Origin of the sequence: Sphingobacterium alimentarium, assembly GCF_004342685.1 — a bacterium.
In the GTDB taxonomy this organism is placed as follows: domain Bacteria; phylum Bacteroidota; class Bacteroidia; order Sphingobacteriales; family Sphingobacteriaceae; genus Sphingobacterium; species Sphingobacterium alimentarium.
The window spans coordinates 43,007-58,828 of record NZ_SMBZ01000020.1 but is presented as its reverse complement, the minus strand read 5'-3'; the positions used below and the strand labels follow the sequence as shown (position 1 = coordinate 58,828).

Annotated in this window: 16 protein-coding genes; 8 read left to right on the top strand and 8 right to left on the bottom strand. The window is 39.0% G+C overall.

The features are described from left to right. Window positions 1–392 precede the first annotated feature (392 nt). Window positions 393–1,913, bottom strand: coding sequence for a glutamate--tRNA ligase (gene gltX, locus EDC17_RS08865; RefSeq protein WP_132777733.1), 1,521 nt, complete (start codon window positions 1,911–1,913; stop codon window positions 393–395). 112 nt (window positions 1,914–2,025) lie between these two features. On the opposite strand from gltX, the gene EDC17_RS08860 reads away from it, so the two are divergent. From EDC17_RS08860 to EDC17_RS08845, 4 genes are all read left to right on the top strand, one after another. Next, window positions 2,026–3,252, top strand: a complete 1,227-nt coding sequence (locus EDC17_RS08860; protein ID WP_132777732.1) for a sensor histidine kinase — start codon at window positions 2,026–2,028, stop codon at window positions 3,250–3,252. Continuing rightward, the gene (locus EDC17_RS08855; protein WP_132777731.1) at window positions 3,233–3,745 is read left to right on the top strand and encodes a DinB family protein; all 513 of its coding nucleotides are present in this window, start codon (window positions 3,233–3,235) and stop codon (window positions 3,743–3,745) included. Before EDC17_RS08860 ends, EDC17_RS08855 begins: the two co-directional genes overlap by 20 nt. Window positions 3,746–3,749: 4 nt before the next feature. After that, on the top strand, window positions 3,750–4,172 hold the full coding sequence (locus tag EDC17_RS08850) for a hotdog fold thioesterase (RefSeq protein ID WP_132777730.1): 423 nt from the start codon (window positions 3,750–3,752) through the stop codon (window positions 4,170–4,172). Between the two features lie 286 nt (window positions 4,173–4,458). Next, complete coding sequence (locus EDC17_RS08845; protein WP_243646098.1) at window positions 4,459–5,691, top strand: sugar MFS transporter; 1,233 nt, start codon at window positions 4,459–4,461, stop codon at window positions 5,689–5,691. A 58-nt stretch (window positions 5,692–5,749) separates the two neighbouring features. Here EDC17_RS08845 and EDC17_RS08840 read toward each other — a convergent pair whose 3' ends face one another. From EDC17_RS08840 to EDC17_RS08810, 7 genes are all read right to left on the bottom strand, one after another. Next, on the bottom strand, window positions 5,750–6,319 hold the full coding sequence (locus tag EDC17_RS08840; RefSeq protein WP_132777728.1) for a 5-formyltetrahydrofolate cyclo-ligase: 570 nt from the start codon (window positions 6,317–6,319) through the stop codon (window positions 5,750–5,752). An 81-nt stretch (window positions 6,320–6,400) separates the two neighbouring features. Beyond that, window positions 6,401–6,961, bottom strand: coding sequence for an elongation factor P (efp, locus tag EDC17_RS08835; RefSeq protein ID WP_132777727.1), 561 nt, complete (start codon window positions 6,959–6,961; stop codon window positions 6,401–6,403). Window positions 6,962–7,034: 73 nt separating this feature from the next. After that, window positions 7,035–7,652, bottom strand: coding sequence for an ABC transporter ATP-binding protein (locus tag EDC17_RS08830; protein ID WP_132777726.1), 618 nt, complete (start codon window positions 7,650–7,652; stop codon window positions 7,035–7,037). Between the two features lie 20 nt (window positions 7,653–7,672). Beyond that, window positions 7,673–8,464 carry an acyl-ACP--UDP-N-acetylglucosamine O-acyltransferase gene (gene lpxA, locus EDC17_RS08825; protein ID WP_132777725.1) on the bottom strand — a complete coding sequence of 264 codons (792 nt, stop codon included), beginning with the start codon at window positions 8,462–8,464 and terminating at the stop codon, window positions 7,673–7,675. 10 nt (window positions 8,465–8,474) lie between these two features. Then, a complete protein-coding gene (locus EDC17_RS08820) occupies window positions 8,475–9,860 on the bottom strand; it encodes a bifunctional UDP-3-O-[3-hydroxymyristoyl] N-acetylglucosamine deacetylase/3-hydroxyacyl-ACP dehydratase (protein WP_207895732.1) in 1,386 nt (461 codons plus the stop codon). A 25-nt stretch (window positions 9,861–9,885) separates the two neighbouring features. Then, window positions 9,886–10,914: a UDP-3-O-(3-hydroxymyristoyl)glucosamine N-acyltransferase gene (lpxD, locus tag EDC17_RS08815; RefSeq protein ID WP_132777723.1), complete on the bottom strand. Its 1,029-nt coding sequence runs from the start codon at window positions 10,912–10,914 to the stop codon at window positions 9,886–9,888. A gap of 34 nt (window positions 10,915–10,948) precedes the next feature. Then, window positions 10,949–12,205: an HD domain-containing protein gene (locus EDC17_RS08810; RefSeq protein WP_132777722.1), complete on the bottom strand. Its 1,257-nt coding sequence runs from the start codon at window positions 12,203–12,205 to the stop codon at window positions 10,949–10,951. Window positions 12,206–12,449: 244 nt separating this feature from the next. Between EDC17_RS08810 and porX the strand changes: the two genes are divergently transcribed. The 4 genes from porX to EDC17_RS08790 all read left to right on the top strand — a co-directional run bounded on the left by porX (window position 12,450) and on the right by EDC17_RS08790 (window position 15,814). Beyond that, the gene (gene porX, locus EDC17_RS17715) at window positions 12,450–14,003 is read left to right on the top strand and encodes a T9SS response regulator signal transducer PorX (RefSeq protein ID WP_132777721.1); all 1,554 of its coding nucleotides are present in this window, start codon (window positions 12,450–12,452) and stop codon (window positions 14,001–14,003) included. A gap of 12 nt (window positions 14,004–14,015) precedes the next feature. Further along, complete coding sequence (tsaE, locus tag EDC17_RS08800; protein WP_132777720.1) at window positions 14,016–14,432, top strand: tRNA (adenosine(37)-N6)-threonylcarbamoyltransferase complex ATPase subunit type 1 TsaE; 417 nt, start codon at window positions 14,016–14,018, stop codon at window positions 14,430–14,432. A 64-nt stretch (window positions 14,433–14,496) separates the two neighbouring features. Then, complete coding sequence (locus EDC17_RS08795; RefSeq protein ID WP_207895731.1) at window positions 14,497–15,042, top strand: RNA polymerase sigma factor; 546 nt, start codon at window positions 14,497–14,499, stop codon at window positions 15,040–15,042. A 1-nt stretch (window position 15,043) separates the two neighbouring features. After that, window positions 15,044–15,814 carry a hypothetical protein gene (locus EDC17_RS08790; RefSeq protein ID WP_132777719.1) on the top strand — a complete coding sequence of 257 codons (771 nt, stop codon included), beginning with the start codon at window positions 15,044–15,046 and terminating at the stop codon, window positions 15,812–15,814. Window positions 15,815–15,822 lie beyond the last annotated feature (8 nt).

Genomic DNA, 15,822 nt, shown 5'->3' with positions numbered 1-15,822 from the left:
CACCCTTAGTGCGACAAATTACGATTTTTTATTAAATAAAATACTGATTATCAATTGAATATATTTTCTTAGTTCTACAAGGGGACAAGTCAGGAATGATATTGCACGATGGGCAGCGGCGGATGAATTAATCGTAGGCCAGCGACCCAAAGGGTTCTTCGGCGGGCAGATTACCAGTCAACTTATTGCTGTAGATGAGAATGGATTTCTAGACCCATTGAAAACGTCATTACCCTCAGGATATGGATTTAAATTGAACAGAGACTATTTAAATTCCATTCCTATCAGTGAAATCGTACTAAAGGAAAATCTGAAACAAACTCCAGGTTGTCAATAGCCAAAAAAAGCCATAACAACATGATTGTTATGGCTTTTCTATCGTGATAATATATCTATTTAAATAACTCTAAAGCCTTTTTTACGCGAATTATTACTGTTTCTTTGCCCAATAATTCAGTAATAACAAATACATCAGGGCCAAACTTACCTCCTACCAACATTATACGGTACGGCATCATCAACTCTCCTATTTTCATACCTGACTGGGCAACTTTATTTTTGAAAAGAGGCTCCAAAGTACTGGCTGTCCAATCTTCTTGTTTCTCAAATTCAGCAAGCATATTCTCAAAGAATATTGTTTTATCTGCATTCCATTTCGGTTTTACAGCATCTACATCGTATTCTTTAGGTTCTTCGAAGAAGAAGGATGCCTGTCCCCAAAAATCAGAAACATAAGTCAATCTCTCTTTGACAACACTTAGAACGGTATTTACTCGATCCAAATTAACATCAAGCACACCTGCCATTGCTAACGCTTTTTCAATGTAAGGCATCAAATTTTCATTGTCGCTTTTTTTGATCCACTCATGGTTGAACCATTTCGCTTTCTCGAAATCAAACTTCGCTCCGCTCTTACTGATACGTTCAACAGAGAATTTTGAAATTAATTCATCGATAGAAAAAAGTTCTTGGTCAGTACCATCATTCCAGCCCAATACTCCCAACATATTCACAAAGGCTTCAGGTAAGAATCCTAATTCGCGAAATCCTTTGGTCAAATCGCCTGTTTTAGGGTCTATCCAATTCATTGCATATACCGGGAATCCCAATCGATCGCCATCTCTTTTGCTTAATTTACCATTGCCATCAGGCTTCAGAATTAATGGAAGATGAGCCCATTGCGGCATTTGGTCTTTCCATCCCAAATATTCCCATAATAGCAAATGTACGGGCGCTGATGGCAACCATTCCTCACCACGGAAAATATGCGAGATCTCCATCGCTTTGTCATCTACGACAACAGCTAGGTGATATGTAGGCATCCCATCAGCTTTCAACAAAACTTTGTCGTCAATTAATTTTGTTTCAAAAGATACACGTCCACGGATCATGTCCTCAAATGACACGACTTCATCTTCAGACATTTTGATACGGATAGTATGTGGCACGCCTTCATCCAATAGAGCTTTCGTTTCTGCTTCAGAAAGACTTAGCGAGTTGCGAAGACTCATTCTGTTTTCGTGCGAATATCTAAAATTTGGCTGTAGCTTACGCTGTTGATCCAATTCGTCTGCTGTATCAAAAGCATAGTAAGCATATCCATTAGCGACAAGCTGCTCGGCAAACTGACGATAGGAGGATTTACGCTCGCTTTGACGGTATGGGCCAAAAGCTCCTGGCTTTGAAGGACTCTCATCTGGAGATATCCCACACCAAGCAAGACATTCATTAATATATTCTTCAGCACCGGACACAAAACGTGTCTGGTCTGTATCTTCGATTCTTAAAATAAATTCACCTTGATGATGTCTAGCAAATAAATAGTTGAACAAGGCAGTTCTTACACCACCCAAATGCAATCCTCCGGTAGGACTTGGCGCGAAGCGCACTCTAACTTTCTGTTGTGAACTCATGCTGCAAAATTACTTATTTCTAGATTAATAAATGAATTAGAAAAACTCTCCTCCGTCATATATCTGCTATATTGGATAATTTCCTTATTTTGTAAGGGAATACGGGAGGTCAATGAACGCATATCAATACAATAATAAACAGATTTGGAAGGTCATACTGATTGTCTTTGCCGCTGCAATAGGCATCGCCTCGCTTTGGTATACCAATTATCTGGTTAAAAGCCTTTCCCAATCCGAGCGGACAAAAGCCGAGGTGTGGGCGATGAGCACACGAAGTATTATGACCATGCCGGATGTGGACGACGACTTCATTAGCTTCATATATGCCGTTCGCGATAGTCTCACCTTGCCGGCGATTATTACCGACAAAGAAGACAAAATTATATTTTGGCGCGATCTTGATTCCACCAAGACGAATATCAAACTAGAAGATTCTCTGTCTTCCCGGCTGAGCTATGATCCAATATATTTTGAGCGTGAGCTCAATAAGATGAAACATGCGCATCAACCCATCATTCTTACTCTAGAAAATGGTGAAAAATGGTCCGTATATTACCATGATTCAAAAGCCCTACGCAATCTCAAAATATTCCCTATTATCCAACTATCGCTTATTGCCATATTCTTAATCATAGCCTATACGGTATTTAATTTTATTAAACGCACCGAACAAAATTTGGTTTGGGTCGGTATGGCCAAGGAAGCGGCACACCAGCTGGGGACCCCTATCTCCTCTTTGATGGGCTGGATAGAGTTAATTAAGATGAAATTTGATGCAGAAGACGATGAGGTTGTCAATGAAATGGAGCGGGATGTTTCGAGGCTTGAAATCGTCGCCGATCGATTCTCAAAAATAGGGTCAAGGCCGATTCTCAGCAATCATAACGTGTATCAAGTAATCGAAAACTTTATTGAGTATTTTAAAGTACGTACGAGTGAAAAAATAACTTTTACGCTGACCGGGGACAATCATGTAGAAGCTATGCTGAATGTACCTCTTTTCGAATGGATTATTGAGAATTTACTCAAAAATGCAGTTAATGCCATCGATACGGAGGGACAGATTGTTGTATCTATAAAAGAAAATATTGCGAAAGAGGAAATTTTTATAGACATTAGTGACACCGGAAAGGGGATTCCAAAGTCTAATTTTGATACTATTTTTCACCCAGGATTCACGACTAGACAACGCGGATGGGGATTGGGGTTAAGTCTAACACGCCGAATGATACGCTATCATAAGGGCCATATCTATGTCAAAGAATCTGAAATTGGTAAAGGAACTACATTTCGAATAATACTAAAAAGTAACTTAAATTATGAACCTACTCAAGTCTGACGATTATCCTGCAATTTACGAAGATTATATAGGAAACGTACAAGGTGATGTAATGGAAGAGTTGAACAGACAAGTCGAAACTTTTCCTACATTCATACGCGAAATTCCGCAAGACAAACTGCTATATAGCTATGCCCAAGGAAAATGGACTATCAAAGAGATATTATGTCATATCATCGATACCGAACGAGTGATGTCCTACCGTGCATTGCGCTTCGCACGTAATGACATGACTGCCCTGGCCTCATTCGAGCAAGATGAGTTTGTGACCCACGGAAGACACAATGAACGCGAAATTGATAGTATCATCGAGGAATTTGTTAACCTTCGGAAAGCGAATATTGCGCTGTTCAAAACTTTTAATGAGACAGAGTTAAGCCGCAAGGGCATGGCTTCTGACCGATTAATAAGCGTATTGGCATTTATATATGTCATAGCGGGTCACCTGAGCCATCACAAATTTATAATGCAACAGAAATACCTAAATAATTAATACGATGATTTGGCGCAAAGAATATTCCTTGGACGAATTGAATCAGCTATTCGCTCGATACATGACCGGGTATTTGGATATTAAAGCATCCAAAATTACTCCCGAATCATTAGAAGCTACGATGCCTATTACCGAAAAAGTACTACAACCATTTGGCATATTGCATGGAGGCGCATCCGTCGTATTGGCAGAATCTGTAGGCAGTATAGCTTCTGCTCTGATCATTGACACCGAAAAATACAATGCGGTAGGATTAGAAATTAATGCAAATCATTTAAGACCCGGAAAAATGGGAAACGTAGCTACAGCGCGATGTATTCCTATCCATTTGGGTAGGACTACCCACGTTTGGGATATCAAGATTCAAGACGAAAAAAATCGTATCATATGTGTATCCAGATTGACGGTGGCAATAATAAAAAAATAATGTAAACTTTTTCGGCAATGAGCTGTTAGAGATATAAGTACCATTCAATTGGTAATATGATACGGTTTAGGTTTTTAGAGAGACTTCGCCCCACGAGGTCTCTCTTATTATTAAAGATATTACAAAAATCAATCGTTTGTTCTAATTATTTAGTTTCTGAAATTCATTTTATTTTATTAGTCTTGTACTACGGTAATTAATCTAATCTTAATATTGACATAATAAAAATCTATTAATGAACTCTCACAACCTAAGTAAACAAAACGGTAACTCCACCGTTGGACCTATGATAATTATTGGAGCCTTATTCTTCATTTTTGGCTTTATTACTTGGCTGAACGCATTATTAATTCCCTATTTACAAATTGCTTGTGAATTGACTGAATTTCAAGCCTATTTCGTAACTACTGCTTTCTATATTGCATATCTTGTTATGGCCCCTGTATCTACCTGGGTTTTGAACAAATTTGGATTTAAGAAGGGTATGTCCATCGCTCTGGCTATTATGGCTTTTGGCGCGTTATTATTCATCCCTGCAGCATACACAAGGATTTATGGCGTGTTTTTAATAGGTTTATTCATCATAGGAGGTGGACTGGCTATTTTACAAACTGCGTCAAACCCATACATCACTATTTTAGGTCCTGTAGAGACGGCAGCTAAGCGTATCAGTATTATGGGGATCTGTAATAAGTTTGCAGGTGCTACAGCACCAATCATTTTAGGCTTATTCTTAAATCTAGAGGCAGCCGATAACGTTTCTCAACAATTAGCGAGCCTTACTCCAGCAGAAAAAGAAGCTGCTTTAAGCGAGGTTGCATTGCAAGTGGTGAATCCTTATTTGGGCATAGTAGTTGTTCTTTTACTATTAGCATTCTGGATCGCTAAAGTGCGTCTACCAGATGTTCAAGGAGATGAAGAAGAATCAGCAGATCACCATGCTTTATCCGAAAACAAAAAAAGTGCTTGGGCTTTCCCGCACGTGGTATTAGGATTCATTACACTTTTCTTGTACGTCGGCGTGGAAGTATTGGCGGGTGATACAATTATCTCATACGGTAAATCAATAGGTGTTCCTTTATCCGAAGCTAAGTTTTTCACAGGATTGACCATGATTTCCATGGTAATAGGTTACATCATTGGTATTATTGCTATTCCAAAATATATTAAACAAGAAGTAGCGTTGAAGCTTTGTGCGATTCTAGGTATTATCTTTACTTTAGGTATCGTCTTCACCTCAGGCATGACCTCTTTATATTGCGTAGCATTATTAGGCTTGGCTAACTCATTGATTTGGCCTGCGATTTGGCCTTTAGCTTTGAAAGGAGTGGGTAAATTCACCAGTGCGGCCTCAGGTATTCTGGTAATGGGTATCGCTGGTGGTGCAGTAATTCCGCCATTATATGGTCAATTAGCGCATCACATAGGCTCACATCAAGCGTATTGGATTGCTTTACCTTCCTACTTGTTTATCCTTTATTATGCCATTGCTGGCCATAAAGTGGGCAAAAAAGCATAATAATTTATAGAATCCATACAAAAAATCCCTTGACGATGAGGTTAAGGGATTTTTTCATTTAGAAGTAATAGATCTTATTGGGTGTAACACAACATTTTAAAGGTATATCCCACTCGCTTACGTCCGTAATCTTCGGTACTACATCATAAAAGCTGATTCCAATGGTAAGCACATCCGCTCGGCATTTGCCCATAAAGCGATCATAAAAGCCCTTACCATAACCTACTCTATTGCCTCGACTATCAACCACCAAAAGCGGTACCAAGATAACATCAAGCATTTCTTCAGCAATGGCTTCACCAACGAGCGGTTCCAGGATTCCCCAATGATTTTCTACCAATTGTGTTGTATCTTCCAACAGATAGTGTTTCATTTCTCCAGTCTCGAAATCAGATTGAGAGGTAACTAAATGAATATGCGGAGAATATTCTCTTATCCAACTAATGAAGGGTATAGTGTCAGGCTCGTTAAATTTTTCCAAAGGAATATACACATGTACATACGTATATTGTTCCCATTCAAAGGTCTTTAATTGTTCCAGCAAGTTGGAGTTATAAGCTTGTTTTTCTTCAATGCTGAGACTATTTCGTTGCGCACGATATAATTTACGCAATTGGTCTTTAGTCATATCTATTAAAATAAAACGGCCTTGCAGTTGGAGAACATACAAGACCGAAATAATCAACCTAAACCTAATTTTTTATATGTATTATTTTACACGTTCGATATAATCACCTGTAGCAGTATCTACCTTTACTTTGTCACCTTGATTGATGAACAAAGGAACATTGATTTCTACTCCAGTTTCTACAGTAGCCTTTTTAAGCGCATTGGTAGAAGTATCACCTTTTACTGCTGGCTCTGTATAGGTAATCTCCAATTCCACATTTTTGGGAGCTTGTGCCATGATAGGCTCATCACTCTCGAAAGCTACGATTACGTTCATTCCCTCTTTCAAGAATCGTGCCGAATTACCAAACAAAAACTTAGGGATATTGAATTGTTCGTAGGTGTTATTGTCCATTACCACATAAAACTCACCATCCTCATATAAGTATTGATAATCGTTGGTTTCTACGCGAGCAATTTCCACTGATTCGTCCACTCGGAATCTATATTCTACTAATTTTCCAGTTTTAACGTTACGCATTCTGGCTTGATAAAAAGCACGTAAATTTCCTGGGGTACGGTGTATATATTCTTCAACAGTTACTAATTCACCATTGAAACGCAAAACATTTCCTGATTTTACTTCTGAAGCTTTAGCCATTGGATTTATATTATTGTTAATAAATTACAATGCAAAAATAGAAAAAACTATGCGCTTAAAAAAACGAATATAATTACTTATAGGTGGTAATGGAAAATTTCTCATCACAGAAGGCATATTCCTTCTCTTGGTTGGAGCCAATGATGAGCAGACGGTCTGCAGTGGTGGCAGTAATTAAATCTAAGTACCATTTCTCGCCGGAAACATCCAGATTGGAAGTCGGCTCATCCAAGAAAACTACCTTAGAATCACTGCAGCATGCTAAAGCTAATTTCACACGTTGTTTCATCCCCGAAGAAAAAAATTTGAGGCTTTTATTGGCCGATTTTTCCATTTCCAGCAAATGTAGAATTTTCTGGATGTCAAACTCGGGATGAAATTGCTTGAACTTAAAATGAAAATCCAACAGTTCATTCAGCGTAAATTCCTCTATCAGTTCGATATAGGGTGCGGCTATGCTAATGTGTTGGTAAAGTTCATCTACCTCAATAGTATGAGTATTATTTTGGAAGGTAAGTGAACCTTCGCTTGGTGTAAGCTGCCCTGTCAATACTTTGATCAAGGTTGATTTCCCCGATCCGTTAGGGCCTAAGATGGCATATGATTGATAAGAGGAGAAGGTATAATCAATTCCTTTGAAAATCCATTCCTGATTAAACCTTCTCCCAAGATTATGTAAAGTTATATTCAATAAACTTATGATTTAAATGACTAATTCGACTTTCCAGTACTAAAACCTCTGACTACGCCACGATTCGAGCTACGGACAAAACCTAATATCTCATCGCGAATTTCGGTAGCTTCAAATTCTGTTTCCACAATATCCAATGCTTTGGACAGATTACGATTCTGCACAAATAACACACGGTAGATATTTTGAATTTCAGATATCTGCTCAGACGTATATCCTCTACGACGCAAACCTACAGAGTTAATACCTGCATACGATATAGGTTCGCGGGCCGCTTTGATAAATGGAGGTACATCCTTACGAACGAGAGTACCACCAGTTACGAAGGTATGGGAACCGATTTTACAGAATTGATGCACTGCAACCAATCCGGCCAATACCACATAGTCTCCCACAGTGATATGGCCTGCTAATGTACTGGAGTTAGAAAAAATACAGTGATCACCCACAATACAGTCGTGTGCAATATGGCTATACGCTTGTATCAGGCAATTTTTACCGATGACAGTTTTGTATCTATCTTTTGTACCTCTGTTGATAGTGACACACTCACGAATGGTTGTGTTGTCGCCAATCTCGGCTGTAGTAATTTCACCTTCAAACTTCAAATCCTGAGGTTCGCCAGAAATTACAGCCCCTGGAAAGATCCTGCAGTTCTTTCCGATCCGAGCTCCGTTCATAATGGTCACATTGGACCCTATCCACGTCCCCTCGCCAATTACCACATCCTTGTGTATAGTGCTAAAAGGCTCTATCACCACATTATCAGCAATTTTTGCCTCAGGATGTATATACGATAAAGGTTGTATCATTTTATATGGATTATTTCACTTTTACTATTTGTGCCATCAATTCGGCTTCACTCACGATTTTCTCACCTACCATACCGATACCTTTCATACGGGCTATGCCTCGGCGTATAGGCTCCAACAACTCACAACTGAATATTATTGTGTCACCAGGATGCACTTGGTTTTTAAATCTCGCATTTTCAATCTTCAAGAATAATGTCAACCAATTTTCTGGATCTGGAACTGTATTTAGAACAAGTATACCTCCTGTTTGTGCCATAGCTTCGATTTGAAGCACTCCTGGAAATACTGGTGCTCCGGGAAAATGTCCCATGAACAAATCCTCGTTCATCGTTACGTTTTTCAAACCTACTACATGTGTTTCAGACAGTTCCAAAATCTTGTCTACCATCAGAAATGGTTGACGATGAGGAAGTATATTCATGATTTGTACAGTATCATATACTGGCTTGGCATGAATATCATATGAATTGATTTTTTTCTTGCTTCTCTTTATCTGCGATTTAATGCGTTTGGCGAAAGCAACATTCGCTGCATGCCCCGGACGAGCTGCCATGATATGCCCTTTGATAGGACGACCTACCAATGCTAAATCACCGATCATATCTAACAATTTGTGACGAGCAGGTTCATTTTGATGTCTCAGCTGAATATTGTCCAATATACCCTCATCTGCTACGGTTACTTTTTTGTTGAATAGCCCCTCAAGCTTCTCCAACTCCTCCGTGGTCACTTGTCTATCTACTATAACGATAGCATTCGACAAATCGCCTCCTTTGATCAGATTATTATTAACCAAGGCTTCTAACTCATGCAGGAAACAAAAAGTGCGAGAGGAGCCGATCTCTCTTTCAAATTCTTCGATTGCACTGATAGAAGCGTGTTGACTTCCCAGTACCGGAGAATTGAAATCAATCATACACGTCAAACGATAACCGTCCAATGGCATACCTACGATTTCTACTTTACGATCTGGCTCGGAGTAATGAATATTTTCTTTTATTTCGTAAAAATCTCTATCTGCGTCTTGATCTACAAAACCAACTTCTGTCAGTTTTTCAATAAATACATTCGAACTACCGTCCAGTATAGGCACTTCAGGCCCATCTAGATCAATAAGCACATTATCCACCTGAAGACCGATTAAAGCCGCCATCAAATGCTCTATGGTGCTTACCGAAGCTCCATTTTCTGAAATTGTAGTACCACGTGATGTGTCGGTAACATTATCAGCATCTACCGATACTATCGGCTGTCCTTCAAGATCTATACGTCTAAATTTGAACCAATGATTCTCCGGAGCTGGTCTTAAGGTTAAGGTCACGGATTTACCTGTGTGTAAACCAATTCCTGAAATTGTAACCTCAGATTTTATAGTCCTTTGTTTTGCGTTCATTTCATCCATTTTATGGTAAATAGTTTTATTTGTCTTTCAATAATTTCTCCAATTCCAAAATGCGTTTCTCCAACTCAGGCAATCGTGTATAAACGACTTGAGAACGCAATTGGCTAGTATATGGAGCAACTGGAGATCCACCCCATTTTTTATTTTTGTCTTCGATACTGCGATTGATGCCTGATTGCGCCTGGACTTGTGTTCCATCTGCAATGGTAATATGGCCTACCACGCCTACTTGTCCACCCAATACGACTTGCTTGCCCACCTTAGTACTACCCGACACCCCTGTTTGAGCCGCGATGACAGTGTTTGATCCGATTTCCGCATTATGGGCAATTTGGATCAAGTTGTCCAGTTTTACCCCTTTTCGTATTATGGTAGAGCCCAATGTTGCTCTATCAATAACGGTGTTGGAACCAACTTCTACGTTGTCTTCAAGGATGACATTCCCAATTTGTGGGATTTTCTCATAGCTTCCATCGGGTTGCGGCGCGAAGCCAAATCCATCACTTCCTATCACCGCCCCTGAGTGAATAATTACGTTAGAGCCGATTTCACAGTCATAATAAACAGTAACTCCCGGAAATAATACAGTATTATCGCCAATGCTTACATTGTCACCAATGTATACACGTGGATAAATTTTAACATTATTCCCAATTTTTACATCCTTACTAATATAAGTGAATGCCCCTATATATCCCCCTTCACCAATCTTTACCGATTCATGTACAAAAACTTGATCTTCTCTTCCCTTACGCTCCAAACGCAGCGCATGGTAGATTTTCAATAATTCAGAGAAAGAAGTATATGCATCCTCTACTCTAATTAATGTCGCATTAACAGGCTTTTGCAAAACTAAATCCTTATTAACGATAACAATACTTGAGGATGTTTCATATAAATACTGCTCATATTTACGGTTGGATAAAAAAGACAATGCGCCCTCAGACCCTTCTTCGATTTTCGCTAAATGGGATACCAAAACATCAGGATTCCCCTCTACCTTTCCATTTAATAATGTCGCTATTTGCTCCGCTGTAAATTGCATGTACTACAAATGTATCTTTTTTTATGAAATTACTTTAATTTTTTGAGCTCAGGCCCAGTTCCACAAACCCCAATTCTTTGGGATAAGTGAGTGCATATTTGACTACTTTCTGAGACAGCGCTTCTAAATTTGACAAATCAGAAGCCTCTGCGATATCAATAAGCTGACCTTTATTGTTTACGATACAGATAGGCTCTTTGTCCGCACTGTATGCCGAATTTTGGATGGCCTGATAATAGATGAAATACTCCACCTCCTCATCATTCAGTCCAAAATAATCCTTCGCCCGCTCTTTATAATAAGCCAGCTCCTGCACATCGAAATCCACCGACCGAAGCTCCGTACGAAAAAGGTCTCTCCGCACGATCTTTTTGCACAGTGTACTTAATATAAAATCCTCATGATCCATCCAACATTTAAGAGCGGACAGGATATCTGTATCATCCAACTGCGTAAACCAGTCCAGATGCACCTCATCGCTGATAAAATTTTCGGCATTAACCTTATTGCGCAAGAAATGGTGCAACGCTGATGTAGCAAACAGCTCAACACCATTATTACTAAGCTCCTTAGCCCTTCTTAATGCTTGAATTAACATCTGCTCGGCACCTATCACAGTCTTGTGCAGATAAACTTGCCAATACATTAATCGTCGCGCTATCAAAAACTTTTCTACCGAATAGATTCCTTTCGCTTCAACGACCAGCTTATCATCCACGACCGTCAACATCTTGATGATGCGATCGAATGAGATTACACCTTCCGACACTCCAGTAAAGAAGCTATCTCTATTGAGATAATCCATTCGGTCCGTATCCAGCTGCCCCGACACCAACTGATGAAAAAACTTGCGCGAATATTGATTATTAAAAATGGTAATCGCCAGCGTCAACCGGCCATCAAATTGAATATTCAATCGATCCATCAGCATCGAAGAGATCACTTCATGTGATACGCCCTCTATTAGTGTATGTTCCAACGAGTGACTAAATGGACCATGACCTATATCATGAAGTAATATTGCCACCAAGGCAGCCTCTTCCTCTTGCTCGCTAATCTGTACCGCTTTGCTCCGCAGTGTATCAATAGCCAGTTGCATCAGATGCATAGCGCCTATGACGTGCTGAAAACGAGTATGCAAAGCTCCCGGATAAACCATGTGCGTCATGCTCACCTGCTTGATGTAGCGTAGACGCTGAAAATAAGGATGCTGAATCAAGTCGAATATAAAACCAGACGGAATTGAAACAAAGCCGTAAACGGGATCATTAATGATTTTTTTCTTATTCAACAGAGTTATCCTTTATGAAGTTTGCTATCTTTATGTGTTTGCTTAGATTGACAGATAATACACCTAATCTAATATAAACGCAAAGATAAATAGATTACAGTTAATTAATGTTAAAAAATGGTAGTTATTTGGGAGATTAATAAACATAAATACTATTATGACCTTCTTATCATAAAAAACAGATTGACTATCAAGCGGAATTTTAACACAGGTAATTAATTACAAGTAATAGCAGCAAAAAATCATGGCGAAAACACATACACTTTGGGCAGATGATGAAATAGAATTTCTAAAGCCTCATATTCTGTTGCTGGAAGGCAAAGGCTATAAGGTAAAAACTGTCAACAATGGTACAGATGCTGTAGAAGCTTTCAAAAACGAGCCTTTTGATTTGGTTTTTTTGGATGAGAATATGCCAGGTCTTACGGGACTTGAAACATTAAGTATCCTGAAGTCTATTAATCCCACGATCCCAAATGTATTAGTTACTAAAAATGAGGAGGAGCATCTGATGGAGGAGGCTATAGGTGCCAAAATCGACGATTACCTTATCAAACCCGTCAACCCCAAACAAATCTTACTTACGATCAAAAAATTCACCGAGAACCGAAGGATCGTGAATGAGAAAACGTCCATGGCCTATCAACAAGAATTTCAGAATCTAGGATTATTAATTAATGATGGCCTGGATTTTAAAGGCTGGGTAGAAGCGTATAAAAAATTAATCTATTGGGAGCTTTCTCTGGAGAAACTTGAGGATGAGAGTATGCATGAGATACTACGTGCTCAAAAATCTGAAGCTAATATCATATTCTGTAAATACATCGAGAAAAGCTATGTCAATTGGATGAAAAATCCAGAAGAGGGACCTACCCTTTCTCATCAATTGTTCAAAAAGAAAGTACTTCCCACGCTTACTGAAGAAAGACCTACTTTTTTCTTTCTTATCGATAATCTACGATACGACCAGTGGAAACAGTTGAACGACATCATTACAGACTACTTCCGATTGGAAGAAGAAGATAGTTATTACAGTATTTTGCCCACTGCCACGCAATATGCACGTAACGCCATTTTTAGTGGGCTCACCCCGCTCGAGATGGAAAAAAGGTTTCCTGACTTGTGGCAGAATGACGAGGCGGAAGGAGGAAAAAACCTCCATGAAGATAAATTCTTAGCTGATCAAATCAAGCGATTGTACCGCAAAGATATCAAGCACAGCTACACCAAGGTACTTACGCTAGAGCAAGGCAGGGATGTCGTTGATAACATCAGCAATTTGATGAACAACAATTTAAATGTGCTGGTTTACAATTTTGTAGACATGCTTTCTCATGCCCGTACCGATATGGCTATGATCCGTGAATTGGCCAATGACGAGGCTGCATATCGATCACTTACCCTGTCCTGGTTTGAGCATTCGCCGTTGCTTGATGCTTTGAAGTGGCTTTCACAAAAGAATGTCCGCGTAATCATCACCACTGACCATGGAACAATCCGGGTTAAAAAACCAAGTAAAGTTATTGGACACAAAAACACCAACACCAATCTTCGCTATAAGCAAGGCAAGAACCTTAATTATATCGCCAAAGATGTATTTACTATTAAAAACCCCCACGAAGCGCAACTACCTCTTTTGCATATGAGTTCGAACTATATTTTTGCTAAAGAATACAACTATTTCGTCTACCCCAATAATTACAACCAATTTGTTAATTATTTCATTGGAACTTTCCAACATGGTGGACTATCGATGGAAGAAATGATTATTCCTTACGCATCTTATATCACAAAATGATAATTTTACAGTATGAAAATCGAGGTTAAAGACCTAAATGAGTTAAAAAAAGCAGCCCAAGACGTCATCAATTTATATCCGGATGACCGAATATTTTTATTTTATGGAAATATGGGCGCCGGAAAGACAACGTTTATCAATGAACTTTGCCTGGCACTGGGCGTGACAGACCACACCTCCAGCCCCACTTTTTCTATCGTTAATGAATACAATTCCTCTTCGGGAAATATATTTCACTTTGATTTTTACAGACTCAAAAATGAGATGGAAGCATTAGACATGGGCTACGAAGAATATTTTTACTCAGGAGATTACTGTTTCGTAGAATGGTCCGAAAAAATACCTAATCTAATACCTCTGCATTTTGTCAAAGTAGCAATTGATGTATTAGAAAATCAGCATCGTGTAATCCATATCGAAAAAAAATAATTTTTTTTTTTCATTTCCCCATGCAACCTTTCTCCAAAACTTTGCGTCTTGCTATTAAACTAACATGAAATTGGAGAATATTAACTTAAATAGCATATGGCAAGGTTGTCAGGCGTATGACAAAAAAGCTCAAGCGCTGCTCTATAGTCACTTCTCCAAAAAAATGTTCGCAGTATGTTTGCGCTATGCGAACACTACGCTCGAGGCTGAAGACATTCTACAGAATGGATTTATAAAAGTATTTACCAAACATCATTTATTTGATGGTAAAGGCTCACTCGAAGGCTGGATCAAGCGAATCATCGTCAATACAGCAATTGAAAGCTTTAGGCAAAGCAAAGCAAAGCCAACGGATAGCATAGAGGCGCATCACGAGAATACGATCGTAAGTCACCTTTCTAGTGATACCACTTCCTACCAGGATTTGCTTCAGCTGATCAAAGAGTTGCCCTTAGGATATCGCACGGTCTTTAACCTATATGCTATTGAGGGCTACAGTCATAAAGAAATAGCCCAGATGCTGGGTATATCTGAAGGAAGCTCCAAATCACAGCTTTCCAGAGCCAGACAGGCGCTGCAGGAAAAATTAATTAAAGAAAACACTATTTAATATGGAGTCACAAGATTTAGATAAATTGTTCCGAGATGCGATGGAGCATGCCCAAGAGACACCAAGTAGTCGTGTGTGGGAAGGTATTCAACAAGAACTCAAGAAAGAAAACAAAGTGATTCCTTTTCACAAAAAATATAGAGCGCAAATTTCGATAGCTGCAATGTTCTTGTTGTTTTTTGGAATTGGTTTGTCGCTGTACAAGAAGCCTATTCCTTCAAGAACTGAAAAAGTAGATAAGGTCATTGCTTCAATTGAGCAGAAAAAAAACATTTCTGATGGCCACTCTTCTTCTTCTAAAGAATACATAGAAGATAAAATAGGCTCTTCGGTCTCCAGTAAGGCAGCAGATCAGAATTTGTCGGTAAATAATAATACCCCCACCTTACAGGACAAACCCAGCGTAAAACAAGAGGAAGTATATGCAGCCCCCAAAAAAAAGAGCATATCCCATACAGATCAAGAGGAGATACAATTGCTTACTCCTGATTTTGAGTTGGCAGAAGTGCAAGTCGAATTAGAAGATTTAGTGCGCTCTTTGCACCAGGTGAAAATGATAGATCCCACTTACGATGGTATTCAACCTTCATTTGCCTATTCTACACCTCAAGAAGAAGTCAAAACATCGCTAGTGACACGTGTTTTAAATGGCATTACAAAAAATATAATGAGTAAACACCTCGATATGGACGAAAAAAGAGAAATCGAATTCAGAAACGATGAAGAAGGATCTTTGTCCATCAATATTATCAATTCATTTGCAAGAAAATAACCGTTATC